General features: G+C 66.7%; 16 protein-coding genes. 9 read left to right on the top strand and 7 right to left on the bottom strand.

Translation table 11 applies throughout. The features are described from left to right. Window positions 1-214: 214 nt before the first annotated feature. Complete coding sequence (locus VM054_08400; GenBank protein HUT99082.1) at window positions 215-1,393, bottom strand: DPP IV N-terminal domain-containing protein; 1,179 nt, start codon at window positions 1,391-1,393, stop codon at window positions 215-217. Window positions 1,394-1,457: 64 nt separating this feature from the next. Next, on the bottom strand, window positions 1,458-2,300 hold the full coding sequence (locus VM054_08395) for a bifunctional 5,10-methylenetetrahydrofolate dehydrogenase/5,10-methenyltetrahydrofolate cyclohydrolase (GenBank protein ID HUT99081.1): 843 nt from the start codon (window positions 2,298-2,300) through the stop codon (window positions 1,458-1,460). A 702-nt stretch (window positions 2,301-3,002) separates the two neighbouring features. Here VM054_08395 and cdaA point away from each other — a divergent pair. The 8 genes from cdaA (at window position 3,003) to VM054_08355 (ending at window position 10,367) form a co-directional block, all read left to right on the top strand. Beyond that, window positions 3,003-3,755, top strand: coding sequence for a diadenylate cyclase CdaA (gene cdaA / locus VM054_08390; protein ID HUT99080.1), 753 nt, complete (start codon window positions 3,003-3,005; stop codon window positions 3,753-3,755). Between the two features lie 71 nt (window positions 3,756-3,826). Next, window positions 3,827-4,765, top strand: coding sequence for a CdaR family protein (locus VM054_08385; GenBank protein HUT99079.1), 939 nt, complete (start codon window positions 3,827-3,829; stop codon window positions 4,763-4,765). Window positions 4,766-4,815: 50 nt separating this feature from the next. Next, window positions 4,816-6,165: a tetratricopeptide repeat protein gene (locus VM054_08380; GenBank protein ID HUT99078.1), complete on the top strand. Its 1,350-nt coding sequence runs from the start codon at window positions 4,816-4,818 to the stop codon at window positions 6,163-6,165. A 428-nt stretch (window positions 6,166-6,593) separates the two neighbouring features. After that, window positions 6,594-7,808, top strand: a complete 1,215-nt coding sequence (locus VM054_08375; protein ID HUT99077.1) for a serine hydrolase domain-containing protein — start codon at window positions 6,594-6,596, stop codon at window positions 7,806-7,808. Window positions 7,809-8,029: 221 nt separating this feature from the next. Next, window positions 8,030-8,560, top strand: a complete 531-nt coding sequence (locus tag VM054_08370) for a hypothetical protein (GenBank protein ID HUT99076.1) — start codon at window positions 8,030-8,032, stop codon at window positions 8,558-8,560. A gap of 69 nt (window positions 8,561-8,629) precedes the next feature. Then, on the top strand, window positions 8,630-8,884 hold the full coding sequence (locus tag VM054_08365; protein ID HUT99075.1) for a hypothetical protein: 255 nt from the start codon (window positions 8,630-8,632) through the stop codon (window positions 8,882-8,884). A 7-nt stretch (window positions 8,885-8,891) separates the two neighbouring features. Then, a complete protein-coding gene (gene dcd, locus VM054_08360) occupies window positions 8,892-9,437 on the top strand; it encodes a dCTP deaminase (GenBank protein HUT99074.1) in 546 nt (181 codons plus the stop codon). 54 nt (window positions 9,438-9,491) lie between these two features. Continuing rightward, window positions 9,492-10,367, top strand: coding sequence for a hypothetical protein (locus tag VM054_08355; GenBank protein ID HUT99073.1), 876 nt, complete (start codon window positions 9,492-9,494; stop codon window positions 10,365-10,367). Window positions 10,368-10,784: 417 nt separating this feature from the next. Here the strand turns inward: VM054_08355 and VM054_08350 are convergent, their stop codons facing one another. From VM054_08350 to VM054_08330, 5 genes are all read right to left on the bottom strand, one after another. After that, entirely contained in the window at window positions 10,785-11,969 is a 1,185-nt protein-coding gene (locus tag VM054_08350; GenBank protein HUT99072.1) for a phosphoglycerate kinase, read from the bottom strand. A gap of 436 nt (window positions 11,970-12,405) precedes the next feature. Further along, window positions 12,406-13,740, bottom strand: coding sequence for a hypothetical protein (locus VM054_08345; protein HUT99071.1), 1,335 nt, complete (start codon window positions 13,738-13,740; stop codon window positions 12,406-12,408). Between the two features lie 96 nt (window positions 13,741-13,836). Further along, window positions 13,837-15,225 (bottom strand): conjugal transfer protein TraF, encoded by a 1,389-nt coding sequence (gene traF / locus VM054_08340; protein ID HUT99070.1) that lies wholly within the window; start codon window positions 15,223-15,225, stop codon window positions 13,837-13,839. A gap of 77 nt (window positions 15,226-15,302) precedes the next feature. After that, window positions 15,303-17,054: a phosphoenolpyruvate--protein phosphotransferase gene (ptsP, locus tag VM054_08335; protein HUT99069.1), complete on the bottom strand. Its 1,752-nt coding sequence runs from the start codon at window positions 17,052-17,054 to the stop codon at window positions 15,303-15,305. Between the two features lie 292 nt (window positions 17,055-17,346). Continuing rightward, the gene (locus VM054_08330; protein HUT99068.1) at window positions 17,347-17,634 is read right to left on the bottom strand and encodes an HPr family phosphocarrier protein; all 288 of its coding nucleotides are present in this window, start codon (window positions 17,632-17,634) and stop codon (window positions 17,347-17,349) included. Between the two features lie 151 nt (window positions 17,635-17,785). Here VM054_08330 and VM054_08325 point away from each other — a divergent pair, with 151 nt between their 5' ends. Continuing rightward, window positions 17,786-18,445, top strand: a complete 660-nt coding sequence (locus VM054_08325; GenBank protein ID HUT99067.1) for a lamin tail domain-containing protein — start codon at window positions 17,786-17,788, stop codon at window positions 18,443-18,445. The last annotated feature ends 260 nt before the right edge of the window (window positions 18,446-18,705 follow it).

The following is an 18,705-nucleotide window of genomic DNA, read 5'->3' as shown; positions in this document are numbered from 1 at the left end:
GCTTTCGTTGTGGAAGGGCTTCGCCCGCACGGGACCTTCATCAATCGAGTCATATGTGTCATTTATAGGTTACCGATCCGGTTTGGTTGGGCCGCCCGGAGGACGTTCTCGACGAGCATCTGGGTGGTCACCGGGCCGACCCCGCCGGGGGGAAGGGATAACCGCCCCTGCCCCGACCCGTGAACGAGTTCCTCCCCGGAGGGGAGAGGGACTGCTATTCCACCGTGACGAGGAAGGTCTCATCGTCCAACTCGACGCAGGCCCAGCCTTCGAGGCCGGCCTCGGTGCGCACCCTCGCCCAGTTTTCTCGTCTCTGGAGAACCTCGACGACATCCCCTTTTTTGAGAAGGCCGACCTTGTCGCCGATTGTGGTATCTGGATTATTGCGCATGTACAGGGCGTCTACGATCACCCGCAACCGTTCGGGGGACTCTACGGTTACTCTATGGCTTGTTTCGGAAGGGGCCGAGTAAACCGGGCACCAGGCGGGAGACTCGTCCGAGCTTGTGTTGTTCGTTAACTGGACCCGGTTGCGCCCGTCGGCGTCCATCACGAAGATTTCGGAGCTCCCGTCGCGGAAGGAGAAGAAAGCTATGCGGCGGCCGTCCGGGCTCCAGGCAGGCCCATTGTCCCAGCTCGTATTGTTGGTCAACTGTGTCTGGTTGCGTCCGTCGGCGTCCATCACGAAAATTTCAAAGTACCCGTCACGGTAGGACACGAAGGCGATGCGGCGGCCGTCCGGACTCCAGGCGGGCTCATTATCATCGTTTGTATTGTTCGTCAACTGTATCTGGTTGCGCCCGTCGGCGTCCATCACGAAAATTTCCTCGTTCCCGGCGCAGCGGTAGGCAAAGGCGATACGGCGACCGTCCGGGCTCCAGGCAGGCCCATTGTCCCTTCTTGTGTTGTTGGTCAACTGCGTCTGGTTGCGTCCGTCGGCGTCCATCACGAAGATTTCGGAGTCCCCGTCGCGCTTGGAGTCGAAGGCGATGCGGCGGCCGTCCGGACTCCAGGCGGGAGCCCCGTCCCAGCTTGTGTTGTTCGTCAACTGGGTCTGGTTGCGCCCGTCGGCGTCCATCACGAAGATTTCGGAGTCCCCGTCGCGGTCGGAGGCGAAGGCGATGCGGCGGCCGTCCGGACTCCAGGCGGGCGAATAATCCCCGCTTATGTTATTCGTCAACTGGGTCTGGTTGCGCCCGTCGGCGTCCATCACGAAGATTTCCCAGTCCCCGTCGCGGTAGGAGTAGAAGGCGATACGGTTGGGAACATCGCTGACATCCTCGACTTGAGCTTCGCCTCCCACGCCGCCTTCATCGGCCGCCTCATCCGGCTCATCGGAGCAACTCAAAGTCACCGACAGGCTCATCAATACAAATATGGTTAAAACACGCATAATGTTTCTTTTGTCAGTGAGGTATACTAATTACAAACAGCAACTCCGACCCTTACCCGGTATTCTATCGGTCGTTTTGAGCCGCCCGGAGGGCGTTTTCCAGGAGCATCTGGGTGGTCACCGGGCCGACGCCGCCGGGGACGGGGGTGAACCAGCCGGCCGTCTCGGCGACGTCCGGATGCACGTCGCCCTGCTCGCGGCCCAGCTCGTTATTCCAGTTATACCCGGCGTCGAGGACCACGGCGCCCGGCTTTACGTAGTCCGGCGTCACCATGTGCGCCCGGCCGATGGCCACCGCCAGCACGTCCGCTTCCCGCGCCACGCCCGGCAGGTCCACCGTCCGGCTGTGGCAGACCGTCACTGTGAGGTGCTCGGCCAGGAGCAGTTGAAAGAGCGGCTTGCCGACGATGTTCGAGCGTCCGATGATCACGGCCCGCTTGCCGACGAGCTCCACGCCGGTGGCCTTGAGCAGGTGGTGGACGGCGCGGGCGGTGGCCGGGACGAAGCGCGGTCGCCCCAGAGCCAGGAGCCCCGCGTTCACCGGGTGTACCCCGTCCACGTCCCTCGCCGGGTCCAGCAGGGAGTCCACCGCGTCCGGGTCGAGACCCTTCGGCAGCGGGCGCAGGACGAGGACCCCGTGGGCGCCGGCCTCGGCCTCTTTGAGAAGTTTACGAAAACCCTCCGGGTCCACGCCGGCGGGGAGTTCCACCGTTCTGACGACGAGGCCGCGCCTGGTCCCGGCCTTGGCCAGGGAGCGGGCGTAGGCGGCGGCGTTGGGGTCGCCCTCGGGCGCCAGGACGGCGAGGGTCGGCTCGATTCCGGCGCGACGCAGCGCCTCCGCCCGGGCCGCGTTGGCCTCGCCCAGCTCGCCGGCGATTTTTTTTCCGTCTAGGATGCGGGCGCTCAAAACGGTCCCGGTTGCGGGGTGTAAGTCATGTCCTGTTTGCGCGTGCTTGAGAGTTTAGCCGCTCCCGCCGCGCTAGTCAAGGGCGCGGGGCGGGCGGTGGTCGTCGGGGCGGCCTGGGACGGTCGCACTCTGTGATGACGTAGGGCGGGGATTCCCATCCCCGCCGTGTTTTTTTAAGGTGGCCCTCACCCCGACCCTCTCCCGGAGGGAGAGGGAGACCGCGGGCCGCCGCGTTTACGTTCCCGGCCCCGACCCTCAACCCCAACCTTCTCCCTAAAAGGGAGAGGGGGCCGCGGCAGCCCCTACCCGCGATTGCGATGACGTAGGGGCGGGTCTCCAGACCCTCCCGCGGGCCGACCTAAAGGTCGGCCCCTACGTTCGGCAACCACGGGAACGGGCGACCGTGGACGGTCGCCCCTACGGATCGCGGCAACGATTCGTGACGTAGTGCGGGGACTTTAGTCCCCGCCGCGTTTTTTTAAGGTGGCCCTCACCCCGACCCTCTCCCGGAGGGAGAGGGAGACCGCGGGCCGCCGCGTTTACGCCGCGATTCTCACCTCGACCCGTACCCCGCCGGTCCACCCCGGGGCGTTTGTGCAACCGATAATTGCCACAACGACCCGGACTTACGTATAATGGCCGCGTTGGGCCGGAGCGGTGGTTCTTTCGACCGACCAGCCGCGACGGCCCGCGGAGGCCCCCTTGTTCGACCTCGAGGTCTCGCTCAAAGACATCCTCGACGTCCTCATCGTCGCCTTCATCGTCTACGAGCTCCTGGTGATGATCCGGGGGACGCGGGCGGTGCAGATGCTGATGGGGCTCCTGCTCCTGGTCCTGGCGAGCATCCTGGCCGAGCTGGCGCGGCTGCCGGCGCTCAGCTTCGTCTTCGGCAACTTCAAGACCGTCTGGATAATCACCTTCGTGATCCTGTTCCAGCCGGAGCTGCGGCAGGTGCTGGCCCACCTGGGGCAGAACCGCTTCATCCGCTTCTTCATCGGGGCGGAGCGCAACTTCGTGGACGCGGTGGTCGAGGCGGCGGGGGAGTGCATCCGGCTGAAGATAGGGGCGCTGGTCGTCTTCGAGTACACCGACGGCCTGCGGTACTACATCGAGCGCGGGGTGAAGATCGGCGCCCAGGTGACGCCGGAGCTCCTGGTGACCATCTTCACCGAGAAGAGCCCGCTGCACGACGGGGCGACCATCATCCGCAACGGGATGGTGGCCTCGGCGGGGACGATGCTGCCGCTGGCCGACCCGCCGGGTCTGGCGCGCAAGTACGGCGCCCGGCACCGCGCCGCCATCGGCATCTCCGAGGAGTCCGACGCCGTGGCCCTCGTGGTCTCCGAGGAACGCCAGGTGGCCTCCATCGCCCGTAACGGCAAGCTCACCGAGTACACCGTCAACGAGCTGGGCAAGCTGCGCTCCGACCTGACGAAGATTTTCGGCGTGGACTAGGGGGGGCCCCCTCGTCCCGCGCGGCGGCACGGATTCAGCCGTCCCTTTACCGGAATAACCTGGAAGGTCCGATGGCCTCCAAGCGTGCCCGCTTCTGGCAGACGCTTTCGAAAAACTGGGGGCTGAAGGTCATCTCGCTGGTGGTGGCCGCCGCGGTCTGGCTCTACGCCAACGCGGTCGCCGAGCGCACGCGCACCTTCAACGTCCCCGTGGTCCTGGCCAACGTCCCCCCGGGCACCGTCGTCACCGCCGGCAGCGAGAGGACCGTCCCCGTGATCATCCGCGGCCGGGGCATGGATCTCCTTTCCCTCACCGCCGACGACTTCTCCGCCGAGGTGGACCTCCAGGGCCGCAAGCTGGGGCCCACCACCCAGGAGATTTCCACCGGCGACGTCTCCCTCCCCCCGGGCTTCGAGCTGACGATTCTCAACGTCCTGCCGCACCGCGAACTCGTCATCACCCTGGACGCCGAGAAGGTGAAGAAGGTGCGTGTCCGGCCACGAATCGTGGGCCGGCCCTCCGAGGGGCTCACGGTGGCCCGCGTGACCTGCGACCGCCCCGAGGTGCGCCTCCGCGGCCCCGCGACCGCCCTGGCCGAGATGACCTACGTGGAGACCGCCCCGGTGGACATCTCGGGCATGACCGAGTCCGGCCGGCGGCAGGTGGCGCTCATGCCGATAGGCCCCGGCGTCGAGCCGGTGGAAGGGTTGCTGGTGGTGGTCAGCGTGGAGCTGATCCCGGCCGAGGTCCATTCCTGGCGGGTTCCCGTGCGGGTGGTCGGCGTGCCCAAGGGCTTCACCGCCTCCCTCGAGCCCCGGACGGTGGAGCTGGTCGTCGAGGCGCCGGTGGGCGAGCTCGCCGATTTCGGCCCCGAGGTGGAGGTCTCCCCCCCGGTCTGGCAGGCCGGGGTGTACACGGTGGAGCCGGTGCCCGTCCTGCCGCCGGGCGCACGGGTCAAGGCCATCCACCCCCCCGTCCTGGTGATGACCCTCGAGCGCCGGTCCGGGTAGCCCGGCGGAAAAATAATCCCGTCCCGCCCGAACGCCGGGAGGAAAAAGTGGTGCGTAAAGCGACCGCCCTGTTGTTTGCGCTGCTCGTCGTCGCCGCCTTCGGGATAGAGCGCGAGGTGGACGAGGCGCTGACCCCGGCCATCACGGCCTTCCGCGACGGGAGGCTGGAGGACGCCCAGCTCTTCCTGGTGGACTACCTCACGAGCACGCCCGAGGGTGAGGAGCCGACTTCGGCCGCCGAGGCGTACTTCTACCTGGGGCTCATAGACGAGCTCGACGGGAGCCTGGCGGAGGCCGAGCAGTTCTACGGCGCCGCCATTGACTCCTGGCCCGACTACTCCGACGCCCTGACCGCCCTGGGCACGCTCCTTTCCATGCGCGGGGAGTTCGAGCAGGCCCAGACGAAGCTGGAGCGCGCCGTCTCCCTGGCACCCGATTCGGCCATCGCCCTGGCCAACCTCGGCTACGTCTACCTCGCCCAGGACCTCACCACCAAGGCGGAGACCAGGTTCAGCCAGGCCCTGGAGCAGAAGCCCGACTACGTCTTCGCCCGGGTCAACCTGGGCTACATCTTCATGGTGACCGAGCGCTACGAGGAGGCGGTGGACCAGTTCCGCTACGCCCTGGCCCTGGAGCCGGACAACCTGGAGGCCAACGCCAACCTGGCCGACCTGTTGGTCGTCTGGGCCAGGAACTACGGCGACGCCTACGAGCACTACCGCCGCGTGCTCGAGGCCCTCCCCGACGATTTCATCGCCAACCAGCGCGTGGGCTACATCTACACCGTCATCGGCGACTGGGGCTCGGCGGAGGATTACCTCGAAGACGCCCTGGACGTCAGGCCCGACGACGCCGACACGCAGAGCCTGTTGGATTACGTGCGCCGGAAGATGGCGGAGGGCCCACCCGCGGGGCCGGTCATCAGCCAGGTCATCCTGGACGGCAACGCCAACGACGAGCGGGACGGCATCCTGGAGGCCTTCGGTCTCAAGCCGGGCCAGCCGTACACCGAGGAGTCGGTCAACGACGGCCTGGAGCGCATCCGCGATTACTTCCGCGGCCGGCCCATCGGAGGCGTCTCCCTCGAGGTACGCACCGAGGACCAGTTCGACGGCCGGGCGGTGTCCCTGGAGCTGGAGGTGGTGACCGGCGAGTCGGCGACGCTGGGCGCCGTGGAGCTCCGGGGGCTGGTGGATACCCCGGTGGACGTGGTGGAGCCGATTCTGGCGGCCCACGGCATCTTCGTCGGCGCGCCCTTCGACAGCCGCGAGGTCTTCACCGCCGTCCGCGAGCTCTTCGAGACCGGCTACTTCGCCAGCGTCAGCCGCAACCTGCGCTCCGGCGTGACCCCCGACGAGATTGACCTCATCATCCTCTTCGAGGAGAAGCGGGGCGAGTGACGCCGCGGTGGGCCGGGGTGAGGCCGGGGGGTGTCCGGAGGAATTCCTGCACCGGGTCACGCGGCGTTCCCCGATGGGGCTGGCTCATCCCTGCGCACGGTGGGAGGTTGAGCCGGCAAGGGGCTATTTCCCCGAAGGGCTTAGGCGATGCCCATTGTCTTTAGGGTCCTTCATCGCGTGCGGGGGAGGTCGTAAGGGCCGGTCGCGGATACCGGGAAACCGGGAGAGGCGACCTCGACGGGTTTCGGTCCCGTGAGCGAAGACGGCGGTGCGGTCGTTGCGGTCTCGTTCGCGCCCGAGGCGATTCGCCGACGGGTTTCGATCCCCGTAAACGGGTTTTCTCCAACGCGGAAAGCGGCTTTTTCGTCGCCCAAAATAGCGGATACCGGCTCCACTGACACCAGGTTTTCTCCAAGCGAGGAAAGCAGATGGCAAAGCCCTTCGGCGTGCGGCTGGGCATTTTCCTCCTCGGCGTGGCGGCCGTGCTCGCGACCGTGCTGGGCGCCGGCGACCCCGGCCCGCTCCTCTCCACCGCCGACCCCGGGGACGTGGGGATGGACCCGGAGCGGCTGGCCCGCCTGGACGACCTGGTGGAGGAGATCATCGCCTCGGGGCGGATGCCGGGCTGCGTCATCCTGGTCGCGCGCCACGGCGCCGTGGTCTGGCGCAAGGCCTACGGCATGGCCGAGGTCGAGCCCGAGCAGCGGCCCATGCTTCCCGACACCCCCTTCGATTTGGCCAGCATGACCAAGGTGGTGGCCACCACCACGGCGGCGATGATCCTCCTGGAGCGCGGCGAGTTCCGCCTGGACCAGCCCGTGGCCTACTACATCCCCGCCTTCGGCGAGAAGGGCAAGGGCGACATCACCCTGCGCCAGCTCCTGCTGCACACCAGCGGCCTCCCCGCCTGGCAGGATTTTCCCAAGACGTGCTCCGACGCCGCCGACGTCATCGCCGAAATCTGCGCCCTCGAGCCCAAGTACGCGCCGGGCGTGCGCTACCTCTACAGCGACCTGAACATGATACTGCTCGGGGAAATCATCCGCCGGGTGGACGGTCGCTCCCTGGACGAGTTCTGCCGGGAGGAGGTCTTCGAGCCGCTGGGGATGGCGCACACGGTTTTCAATCCGACGGGCGCGTTCGCCGCGTCGGCGGCGGCCACCACCCGGGCCGAGGGTCGCGCCGACGTCCCCGACGGCACCATGCTCGTGGGCCGCGTCCACGACGCCAACGCCGCGGTGATGGGCGGGGTTTCCGGCCACGCCGGGCTCTTCTCCACCGCCGACGACCTGGCCGTCTTCGCCCAGATGCTCCTGAACGGCGGGATTTACGGCGACACGCGCATCCTCTCGCCGGTGACCGTGAGGCGGATGACCGAGGAGCAGCTCCGGGTGGACTCCACGGTGCGCCGCGGACTGGGATGGGACCTCCACTCCGACGAGTACTGCACCTCCGGCGACCTCCTCTCCTCCTCCGCCTACGGCCACACCGGCTTCACCGGCACCAGCCTGTGGGTGGACCCCGAGAACGACCTCTTCGTGATTCTCCTGGCCCACCGGCTGCACCCCGACGGCCGGCAGAGCGCCTTCAACGAGGTGCGGGCCCGCATCCACAACGTCATCGCCGCCTCCATCGTCGAGTAGAGCCGTCGTCCGCGTTTCCGGGGGGTGGAGCGGCGTGAAACGGGTGTCTAAACCCATTGCCCCGGAGCGCGTCAATCCGGGCGGGTGAACGGCGGGGCGTAGATGTTCCGCTCGGGCCGCGCGGAGGTGGTCCATCCGCCGGGCGCGCCACGGCCGGTCCACTCCCCGTTGACGCCCCCATTCCCTTTTCGGGCCGACCAACCGTAATTCCACGAGGTGCGATGGTGAAGGCTTTCGCGTTTTCGGTATCGCTCGGCGCGGCGCTCCTGGTCTCCTGCGAGGACGTTACGGGCTCTACGGAGCTGGGCGCCGGCTTCTGGCCGCTGGCGGTGGGCGACTCGTGGACCTACCGGGACGGCTTCGGCGACCTGGCCGAGGTGACCGTCACCGACGAAGAGAACGGCTGGTACTGCTGGGACGAGGGCGTGGCCCGACTGGCGCTCCGTTGCACCGATACCTCCTGCCGCCGCCAACCGGCGTGGCCGCCTCCCGACGACCCGCGGTACACGATGGTCCTCCTCAAAGAGCCGCTGGAGGAGGGCGCCACCTGGCCGCTCTACGCCGACGGCTCCGGCGAGGCCACCCTGGTGGAGGCCGACTTCACCTACGAAACCCCCGACGGGGACTACGACAACTGCTACAAGGTGGAGCTGGAGACCACCTGGGAGGTGTACGCCCGGGGGATCGGCCTGGTCGCCGAGGGTTTTGGCGACTTCGAGACCCGCCACCTGGCGGAGTACACGCTAAACTAGCTCAACGCTTGACGATTCAAATACAGCCGTCTATACTGGCTTGAGGGCATGAAGGAGACGGTGAATGCGATGAACGATAAGTTGGCGCTCAAAGTCAAAGTCGAACCCGGTATGTTCTCCCATGAGAGGTTCGTGACTATTTCCACAAAGAAGGGCGATTTTTACCTCTACGTGGACGCGAGCAGTCTGGTGGGCGACCTTTTAAGGGTTTTTCCCGTGTATCAGGTTGACGATGAAATCCTGATAGACCTGCCCCAGGAGACACTGACCACCGGCAGCCGCATCCGTGTGCCCCGCGAGCTGCTCATACCGCTTCCGGCGTGAGTTCCCCATGATTCTCTGTGACTCCGAGCTGAAAGCTGCCCTCTTTCATAGGCAGCTTATTATTGAGCCGATGCCGACGGAGGATTGCATTTCCACTTCGAGCATTGACCTCACGTTGGGCGACGAGTTCAAGCGATGGAACACACCGCCGTCTCCGGTCAACCCGACCAAATCCTATCGGGAACTGGCGGCTCAGTCTCAAGTTGATGTGCCGGTCAATTCGGATGGTTCGGTCAGCGTTAATCCCAGTTCCTTCCTTCTTGCCCTGACTGCGGAAACCGTGTCCCTCCCTAACCGGTCTCGTCTGGCCGCCCGCGTCGAGGGACGCAGCTCCCTGGCTCGATTGGGATTGGGAATCCACGTCAACGCCCCCACGATTCACGCCGGCTTCAGGGGAAGGATAACGCTCGAAATCACGAATGTCGGGCCTCTGACCATCCTTTTAAAACCGGGGTTGAAGGTGTGCCAGCTCATCGTCGAGCAGGTGTTCGGCACACCGGTTCGGGAGTTTCAGAGCGTTTTTCAGGGACAACGAACCGTTTCCGGTTCCTAGTAGTGGTGTGCGTCGGTGTTCGATTTTCGTGCCGGGCCCGAGCGGGCTTTTTTCATGACGCGAGCGGTCAGAATAGGCGTGTACGGGATGGAGGAGGCGCCGGGGTTCCTCGCCGGTGAGCTGCGGGAAATCGGCCTGGACGCCCGGGAGCTCGCCGACCTCACCCCGGGGACCCTGGCCGGCCTGGACCTCCTCCACGTCTTCTACCCGCCCATGGCCTGGCGGGGCCTGGTCACCGCCCGGCTCATGGGGCTGGCGACGGTGGCCCACTGGATGGGGAGCGACGTCCTCGCCGTGCGCCGGGGCCGGGAGCGGCTCAAGCTCCGCCTGAGCCTGCCCTTCATCCAGTTGCACCTGGCCGACAGCGCCGGGCTGGTCGAGGAGCTCGCCGGGCTCGGGGTGCGCGCCCGTTTCCAGCCGGTCCTCTCGGACAAGCTCGCCGTCGAGGACGCCCCCTGGCCCGAGGAGCCCTCCGTGCTGGTCTACATCCCTCCCGAGCGCGGGGATTTCTACGGCGTGCCGCGGGCCGTGCGTCTGGCCCACGGGATGCCCGACGTGCGGTTCCGCTCCTGCGGTCCCGGACCGGCCCCCGCCGACGCGCCCGCCAACTGGGAGCATCTCGGTGTCCGCGACGACATGTCGCCGGTTTACGCCGGGGTGCGCGTGCTTCTGCGCCCGACCCGGCACGACGGCCAGGGGAGGATGGTGCTGGAGGCGCTGGCCCGGGGGCGCCGGGTGGTGTGGAGCGGCCGGCTGCCCCACGTCCTCACCGCCCGCACCGACGACGCGCTCGACCGCGCGGTCCGGGAGGCCCTGGACTCGGGGCCCAACCGTGGCGGCCGGGAGATGGTGCGCCGGTTTTTCGACCGCCGCCGTAGCGCGTTCCGGTTGCGGGATTATTATCGGCTTCTGGTGGGCCGGACGTTGTGAGGGGAAAGTCGTCGGTGCTTTTCTCTGCGATGAAGTAGGGCGGCCCCGTAGGACGAGTCCTCTGTGGGCCGCCGCGTTTTTTATAAGGTGGCCCTCACCCTTAATCACGTTGGCGCGCCGCTCCCACGGGGAGAGGGAGGCCGTGGGCCGCCGTTTTCACGTTCACGAACCTTACCCTCACCCTAACCCGTAGGCGAGCCTCTCCCTAAGAGGGAGAGGGGACCGCTGCACCCCTCTCCCTAGCCCGTAGGCGAGCCTCCCCCCAAGAGGGGGGAGGAGACCATCGCACCCCTCACCCTGGGCTGTGATGACGTAGGGGCCGACCTTCAGGTCGGCCCGTTTATTTGAAAGGTAGCCCTCACCCTTAATCACGTTGGCGCGCCGCTCCCACGGGGAGAGGGAGACCGCTACGGTGGCCTACCTGTCCGTCAGGGCCTCGATGCCGGGGAGCTCCTTGCCCTGGACGAAAACCAGCGACGCCCCGCCGCCGGTGGAGACGAAGCTGAAGCTCTCCGAATCGAGCCCGGCGTCCTCGACGGCGGCCACGGAATCGCCGCCGCCCACCACGGTGAAGGCGCCGGCGTCTTTCAGTTTGGCCACCTCCCTGGCCACCATGCGTGTCCCCTCGGCGAAGCGCTCGTCCTCGAAGTAGCCCACCGGGCCGTTCCAGAAGACGGTCCGCGCCCGGGCTATCTCCTCGGCGAAGAGCCGGCGCGTGGCGTCCCCGATGTCCACCGCCATGCGGTCCGCCGGTATCTCCTCCACCAGCCGGGGCTCGCACGCCGGGTCTATCCTCTCCACCACGTAGTTGTCCGTGGGGAGCACGATCTTGTCGGCGTGGCGCAGGAGGAGGTCCTTGGCGTACTCGAGGTAGTCGGGCTCGTGGATGCTGCCGCCGACCTCTTTTCCCAGGGCGGCCAGGAAGGTGTAGGCGATGCCGCCGCCGACGAGGAGCCGGTCCACGCGCCCGAGGAAGCTCTTGACGACGCCGAGCTTGGTGGAAATTTTCGCCCCGCCCATGATGCCCACGTAGGGCCGCTGGACATCGCCCAACAGGAGGCTGAGGTTCTCGACCTCCTCCCGGAGCTGATAGCCGTAGGCCGAGGTGAGGAACTTCGGCACGCCGACGACGCTCGTGTCCTTGCGGTGGCAGACGGGGAAGGCGTCGTTGACGAAGAGGTCGGCCAGGGAGGCCAGCTCGCGGGCCAGCTCGTCCCGGCCCTGCTGCTCCCGGGGGTCGTAGCGGAGGTTCTCCAGCATCATGAGCTCGCCGGGCTCGAGAGAAGCCGCCAGGTTGCGCGCCTCGTCGCTGACCACCGCGCCCCGGCGGGCCATCCTCACCCGGAGCCCCATCAGCTCCTCCAGCCGCGCCGCGACCGGCCGGAGGGAGTAGCGCGGCTCGTCGCCCTTCGGGCGGCTGCGGTGGGAGCAGAGGACGGCCGAGGCCCCCTTCGCCAGGATGTAATGCAGAGTGGGCAGCGAGGCGGTGATGCGGGCGTCGTTGGTCACGTTGCCCTCGTCGTCGCCGGGGACGTTGTAGTCCAGGCGCACGAGCACCCGCTTCCCCGCGAGCTCCAGGTCCTCGATGAAGAGCTTGCGCACGACGCGACCTCCCTGGTTCGTCATACGGTGGCAGGTTACTAAAGTCGGCCCGGTTTGTCGAGGGGGGGTGGAATGCGGCGGGGGGGGGTACCGAAAACGGCGGGGGTAGGAAATCCCGCCCTACATTTAAGGCCGCGTAGTTTCCCGTGGGGGCGACCGACGGCGCGCCGTTTAGGTCGGTCCGCGGGCGGGTGTGGACACCCGCCCCTACGTCATCGCAATTCGCGGCGGGGAAAGGATTCCCCGCCCTACATTTCGAACCGCGCAATTCCCCGTAGGGGCGACCGTCCACGGTCGCCCGTTTCCGCATCAGGCCCGCGGGCGGGTGTGGACACCCGCCCCTACGTCATCGCAAAACGCGGGGTGAGGGCTGCCTTATTAAAACGGGCCGACCTGAAGGTCGGCCCCTACGTCTTCGGAACCGAACAACCGCCACTCAGAGCGAGAAGCCCACCGCCCCCGCGGCGCTGAAATACGTGTTGGCTTCCCCCGAGGTGTCTATCCGCCCCAGGCCCACGGCTAAATCGAGGCGGACGCCCGCCAGGTGCATCCCCACTCCCAGGGTGTAGAGCGGAGGCTGTGTCTCGTCGGCCAGGTTGAAGCGCAGGCCGGCGCCGCCCCACAGGGCCCCGTCGAGGAAGTCCGCCCGCACGCCCACCGCCAGGTCCTGCTGGGGTGAGAACGACCCCTCGTCCCGCGTGAGGTCCACGTCCAGGGCGTAGGTCAACAGGTCCGGGACCACCTGGCCGGCCACGCCTATCCGCCATTGGGGCTTCAGGCGGTCGGAGACCCCGGTTACCGGCTCGTCCCAGGAGATGGGGGCGGGGATCACGTCGCGCACCAGGAGGCCCAGCCGGAAGTAGGGGGTGAACTGGCCCAACAGTCCCACGTCGGCGCTGACGGCGTGCCCCAGGGTCGGCCGCGTGGCGAGCACCTGCCGTGTGATCCACTCCGGCCCGGTGGTGTACATCCCGGAATCGCCGGCGGTGAAGCGGTTCTGATAGCTCTGGGTGACGACGTACTTGATGTTGAGGCCGGCCGAGACGAAGAAGCGGTCGCCGCGCCCGGAGCGCCAGAGGTAGTTGGCGTAGGTGACGATGAACTCCTGGCGGGCTTCGTTTTCCAGCCGGGCGCCGGTCCGGTTCTCGGTTATCCCGAGGCCGTCGCCCTCCACGTCGCCCACGAATCCGGAGGGGTCCGGGTAGGTGGGCCAGAGGGTGGCGAGCTGCTCCGAGTCCAGGTAGCCCGCCAGGTACAACAGCGCCACCGCCTCGTAGCTCTCGAGGTAGAAATCGGGGATGAGGCGGCCGGTGTCCGCGTCGGGCTCCAGCACGACCTGGCCCGTTCCGCCGCCGATCCAGCTCACCGCCAGCGGCCCGAGCATCACGCCCACGCCGTAGGAGAGGTAGCCGGTGACGCCGGGCGGGTCCCCCCCGGCCAGGTCCTCCAGGAAGTCCGCCGTCCGGTCAATGGAGTCCAACAGCGGCCCGAGGCCACCGCCGGTGTCGGCGTGCCAGATGTCGTCCTTGAGGGCGATGTAGGTGTCGAAGTCCTCGGTGATGCGGTCGTCGGTGGCGATGGCGAAGCAGGGGACGCAGGCGAAGTAGTCCCCGGCGGCGGCCATCCCGGCGGGGTTGTAGTAAATCGAGGCCTCGTCGTCGGCCAGGGCGACGTAGGCGCCCCCCAGGGCCATGGCGCGCGGTCCGTACACGGGGAGGGCCAGCGCCGGCAGGAGCGCCGCGATGAGAACCAGAAATACCTTTTCCCTCATCGGCCGTCCCCCTTCAGTCGGAGGTCGCGGTTCGGTCCTTTATTGCTGCGGGCGGGGCTCCCCAAGTCCCCGCCCGGTCACCTTTGACGGCGCACACTAGATGGCGAAACCGAGGGATACCGAAGCGCCCAGGGTCGAGTCGTGCTCCCCGGCGGAGAACTGGTTGGTCATCACCGCCAGGTCGAAGTGGAAGATGTCCCCGACCTGCACCCCGAAGCCCAGGGAGGCCAGGAAGGTGGCCTTGGCCTGGTCCTCGATGAGGGAGTTGTAGTTGGTGTTGAAGCCGGCGCGAATGGCGAAGATGTCCGCTATCATCCACTCCACGCCAAAGGAGAGGTCCCGGACCTTGTCCACCACGATCTCCTTCTCGACCCACGCGTTGTTCACGAGCACGCGCGTCTTCACCGTGTACTCGGTCTCCAGCGCGTCCACGTCCATTGCCAGGGTGAGGCTGTCGAAGAGCTCGAATCCCAGGCCGAAGCGGATCTGGGTGTCGAGGGGGGTGGGGTCCAGGGCGTCGTTGCTCCAGGTGATGTCCAGGGGGATGATGTTGTGCCCCACGATGCCCAGGTGGAAGAAGCGCCCGAGCATCATCTGCACGCCCAGGTCCATGCTGAAGCTGTAGCCGGTAGACGCGGCGTCCAGGCCGAGGATGTTGTTGAACAGCCAGTTGGGCCCCGTGGCGAAGACGTCGCTGTCCAGCTTGCCGGTGTCGGTCAGCACGCCCATATCGTTGTTGTAGCGCAGGCCGTAGATGAACTTGGCGGTCCCGCCCACGGACAGGAAATCGTAGCGGCCCAGCGGGAAGGAGTGGGCGTAGCTCACGCCGATGTCGTGCTCGCTGAACCCTGAGACGGCGATTTCGGATTTGTTCTCCGACAGGCCGATCATGTCGTTGGCCGTGGTGCGCCAGCCCTGGAGCATCAGGCGGTTGTACTCCGCCTGGGTCAAGAGACCCGCCTGGCGGAGGGCGGTAATCATGGCCTGGCGCTGGTAATCGGGGCCGTCGTTGAAGTAGTGCTCGTCAATCAGACGCGAGGTCTGGCTGTCCATCCCCGGTCCGATCTCCATCTTCGTCATGTTGACCCAGCTCACGGCGATGGGCCCGATGGTGGAGGTGACCCCCACGTGCATGTTGCCGATGACCCCGGTGCCCGGGTCGTTGAAGCGCTTCAGGGCGTCGGAGAAGTCGTTGACGAAGCCGATGAGCTCGTTGGGGTTGGAGGTGCTGGGTGGGTTGGAGTAGAAGCTCTCGAACTCGTTCATGCACTCGGTGATGTTGTCGGCGACGGTGAATCCCCAGACGGGGTCGGCGGAGAAGGTGATGTCCTCTCGTCCGAGGGCGGCTGGGTTCCAGTAGGCGGCGGTTCCGTCCTCGACGATGGCCACCAGGGCGCCGCCCATGGCCATGGCGCGGGGGCCGTAGATTTCGGTCGCGGTGACGGTCGCGGCCATGACGCAGAGTATCGCACACACACGGCGCATGGGTCCTCCTCGTGTAAAGAGCCGATGAGTCGTTGGTTAAGTGTAGCCCGAAAAACGTATTAAGACAAGACGGCGGACTACCTTACGGCGTAGTCGGGCTCCACGAAGCGCCGGACCTCCCTGGGGAGCGCCTCCCGCAGCCGGGCGTGGATGGCCTCGGCGGTGGGGAGGTTCACCAGCTCCGCCGCCAGCTCCGCCGCCTGACGGAACGAGATGGCCCGCAGGGTGGCCTTGACCACGGGGACGTTGACCGGCGCCACCGAGAGCTCGTCTATCCCCAGCCCGACCAGGAAGGGTACGGCCAGGGGGTTGGCGCCCATCTCCCCGCACAGGCCGACCCAGATGCCCGCCGAGTGGCCCGCCTCCACGATGTTCGCCAGGAGCCGCAGCACGGCGGGGTGGAACGGCTGGTAAAGCTCGGAGATGGAGGAGTTGCCGCGATCCACCGCCAGGGTGTACTGGATGAGGTCGTTGGTGCCGATGGAGAAGAAGTCAACCTCCCGGGCGAACAGGTCGGCCATCACCGCCACCGACGGCACCTCCACCATGATGCCGACCTCGATCCCCTCGTCGTAGGGCTTGCCCTCGGCGTCGAGCTCCGCCTTGCACTCCTCGATGATTTTCTTCACCTGGCGCAGCTCCTCGAGGGCCGAGACCATGGGGAACATCAGGCGCACGTTGCCCGAGGCGCTGGTGCGCAGGATGGCGCGGAGCTGCACCTTCAGCGTGTCCGGCATCTTGAGCGAGAAGCGGATGGCCCGGCAGCCCAGGTACGGGTTCATCTCGACCGGCACCTCGGGGTGGGAGAGGAACTTGTCGCCGCCGATGTCCACGGTGCGGATGACCACCGGCTGTGGCGCGAGCTGGCGCGCCACCACCGAGTACGCCTCGTACTGCTCCCCCTCGCTGGGCAGGTCCTCCCGGTTCAAAAACAAAAACTCGGTGCGGTAGAGGCCCACGCCCTGGGCGCCGTGGGCCTGGACCGCGTCCACCTCGGACAGAAGCTCGATGTTGGCGGCGAGCTCGATGGTGAAGCCGTCGGAGGTTTCCGAGGGCAGGTCGCGCAGCTTCGCCAGTGACTCGAGCTTGGCCCGCTCCTCCTTCTGGATCCGGCGGTACTTCTTGAGGAGCTCGGGGGCGGGGTCGAGGACGGCGATGCCGTTGCGGCCGTCGAGGATGAGGGTGTCGCCCTCCTCGGCCCGCCGCGACAGGTTGCCGAGCCCGACCACCGCCGGTATCTCCAGCGCCCGGGAGATGATCGCCGTGTGGCCCGTCGCGCCGCCCACGTCGGTGGCCACGCCGAGGACCTTCAACGGGTCTATCTGCGCCGCCGCCGACGGCGGCAGGTCGTGGACCACGATTATCGCCGGCATCTCCAGGCCGGCCAGAAGCGGCTCGCGCTTCCCCATCAGGTTGCGCAGGAGCCGTTCCCCCATATCCCGCACGTCGGTCACCCGCTCGCGCAGGTACTCGTCCTCGAAGCCGGTGAAGGTGGCCACGAAGTGGTCCACAACCTTGCTCACCGCGTACTCCGCCGTGCACGCAAGGTTCCGGATGTTCTCCTCCACCCCGCCCAGGAGTGTGTCGTCGTCGAGCATCATCTGCTGGCTCTCGACGATTTTGAGCTCGGTCAGGCGGTCCGACTCGCGCAGGGTCTCGATCAGGTGCTCGAGCTGCCGCTTCGAGGCCTTGAGCGCCCTGGCGAATCGCTCGATCTGGTTCTCCGGGTCGTCAATGTGGTCCTGGCCGACGTTCAGGAGCTCGAGTTTCGGCTTGACGACCCGTCCGATCGCCACCCCCTTGGAGACCGGCACACCCTGGAAAATCATGGTCTCTCCTCGTTAATAAACCGCGTCCCCGACGCGGTGATTATGGGTTATTTTCCCCCGATGCTCAACCGGCTGAACCTGGTCCGCTTTTTGCTTTAAATCTCGGCGGGGGGGAAAGGGCCAAGGGCGCGGGAGAACACCGACGGCGTCGCGTCACCTATGTTCGTCGCATCAACAGGCGTCTCTCGTAAAAAGACCCTCCGCCGACCGGAGCCAGAATGGAAACCCGGGTGCAGAAACCGCTAATGAGAAAAGTTCGAGAATCCCGCTCCGGACCCCCCCACCAATCTTTTCAGGCCAGGTAGTGGTCCTCGAGAAACCTCTTGTCGGCCAGCAGCCGCAGACTTTTCAGGGCCTTTTCCGCGTCGGGACCCGTGGCGCGGACGAGGAGCACCGCCCCCGGCGCCGCGCCCAGCGACATCACCCCCATCACGCTCTTGGCGTTCACCCACGAGGTGTCGCCGTTGGTCCGGGCGATGAAGATTTCCGCGTCGAATTTCTGGGCGACTCGGACAAAAATGGCCGCCGGGCGCGCGTGGAGGCCGAGTTTGTTGGTCACGACTATCTCGATCTGGGGCATAGGTCCGCGGGTTGAGGTGGAGTTTCAGACGACCGCGCGATTTTATCACGCCCGATTTTCGCCGGTCAATCTCGGGCCCCCTCACTTCTCCCTTGACCCATCCCGATTTTTTGGCTATAGTTACACGTGGATGATTCCCTGGACGGGTCGGATGGCCAAAAAGCGACTGAACCAGGCTTATTGCGCGCTTATCGCGGTCGTGGCCGTGCTCTTCGCCGCACCCGCCCGGGCCGATGACATCGCCGACCACATCGTCGTCTCCGAGGTCCTCATCCTGCCGGCGGTCGGCCAGGCCCCCTTCATCGAACTCTACAATCCCACCGACCAGGAGATCAGCCTCGACGCGTACTTCCTCCGCTCCGATTTACGAGACGAATACCCCGCCCTCTCCGGGAGCATCCCCGCCGACGGCTTCTATCTGGTGTCCACCTCGGAGGAGGGCTGGCCCGAGAGCTGGCCCGTCCCCGACCTCGTCGCGCCCATGCTGGAGCTCGGCGCCGTGTCCGGCGGCGTGGCTCTCATCGGAGGCGGCGAAACGGTGGACATGCTCGGCTGGGGCATCTCACCACGCTACTACGAGACGACCCCCTGCAACGCGCCCGACACCGGCGATTCACTCGAGCGCAAGAGCGGCAGCTCCCACGACGACGGCGACGGGAACGGCTACGACACCGACAACAACATCTTCGATTTCCATGTCCGCGGCGAGCCCGAGCCGCAGAACACCGCCAGCGACATCGAGCGCCCGCCCTCGTCCGCCGGCGGCGTCACCTGGGGCTTCCTCAAGGACCTCTTCGGCCCCCAGCTCTAGAGGGCCAAGGGGGGGAGAGGGGGGGTCTGGAAGGGGGGGAAAGGGGTGGTTAGGGTCGAGGTGCGGAAACGATGACGGCCGGTGGGTCGTTTTTTAATAGGATGAGAAGCGTGTTTGGGGCCGGTAAGAGGGGCGGTCAGGGTCGAGGTGCGGAAACGGCTGTACGGCCGTTTTTTTTACAATACGATAGAGACGGTTCCTGGGACGAGCCGGAAGGCCGGGGTGCGGCCTCCCTCACCCTGTGGGAGAGGGATTGAGGG

This window comes from bacterium (assembly GCA_035528375.1).
Classification (GTDB): Bacteria; RBG-13-66-14; RBG-13-66-14; order RBG-13-66-14; family RBG-13-66-14; genus RBG-13-66-14.
This window is presented reverse-complemented; position numbering and strand designations above follow the sequence as displayed.

Excerpts from the sequence above, each read along its gene's own strand:
- VM054_08400 (HUT99082.1), bottom strand. The coding sequence starts at position 1,393 with ATGCGTGTTTTAACCATATTTGTATTGATGAGCCTGTCGGTGACTTTG.
- VM054_08385 (HUT99079.1), top strand. The coding sequence starts at position 3,827 with ATGGCCTCCAAGCGTGCCCGCTTCTGGCAGACGCTTTCGAAAAACTGG.
- VM054_08375 (HUT99077.1), top strand. The coding sequence starts at position 6,594 with ATGGCAAAGCCCTTCGGCGTGCGGCTGGGCATTTTCCTCCTCGGCGTG.
- VM054_08370 (HUT99076.1), top strand. The coding sequence starts at position 8,030 with ATGGTGAAGGCTTTCGCGTTTTCGGTATCGCTCGGCGCGGCGCTCCTG.
- VM054_08365 (HUT99075.1), top strand. The coding sequence starts at position 8,630 with ATGAACGATAAGTTGGCGCTCAAAGTCAAAGTCGAACCCGGTATGTTC.
- dcd (HUT99074.1), top strand. The coding sequence starts at position 8,892 with ATGATTCTCTGTGACTCCGAGCTGAAAGCTGCCCTCTTTCATAGGCAG.
- VM054_08355 (HUT99073.1), top strand. The coding sequence starts at position 9,492 with ATGACGCGAGCGGTCAGAATAGGCGTGTACGGGATGGAGGAGGCGCCG.
- VM054_08345 (HUT99071.1), bottom strand. The coding sequence starts at position 13,740 with ATGAGGGAAAAGGTATTTCTGGTTCTCATCGCGGCGCTCCTGCCGGCG.
- traF (HUT99070.1), bottom strand. The coding sequence starts at position 15,225 with ATGCGCCGTGTGTGTGCGATACTCTGCGTCATGGCCGCGACCGTCACC.
- ptsP (HUT99069.1), bottom strand. The coding sequence starts at position 17,054 with ATGATTTTCCAGGGTGTGCCGGTCTCCAAGGGGGTGGCGATCGGACGG.
- VM054_08330 (HUT99068.1), bottom strand. The coding sequence starts at position 17,634 with ATGCCCCAGATCGAGATAGTCGTGACCAACAAACTCGGCCTCCACGCG.
- VM054_08325 (HUT99067.1), top strand. The coding sequence starts at position 17,786 with ATGGCCAAAAAGCGACTGAACCAGGCTTATTGCGCGCTTATCGCGGTC.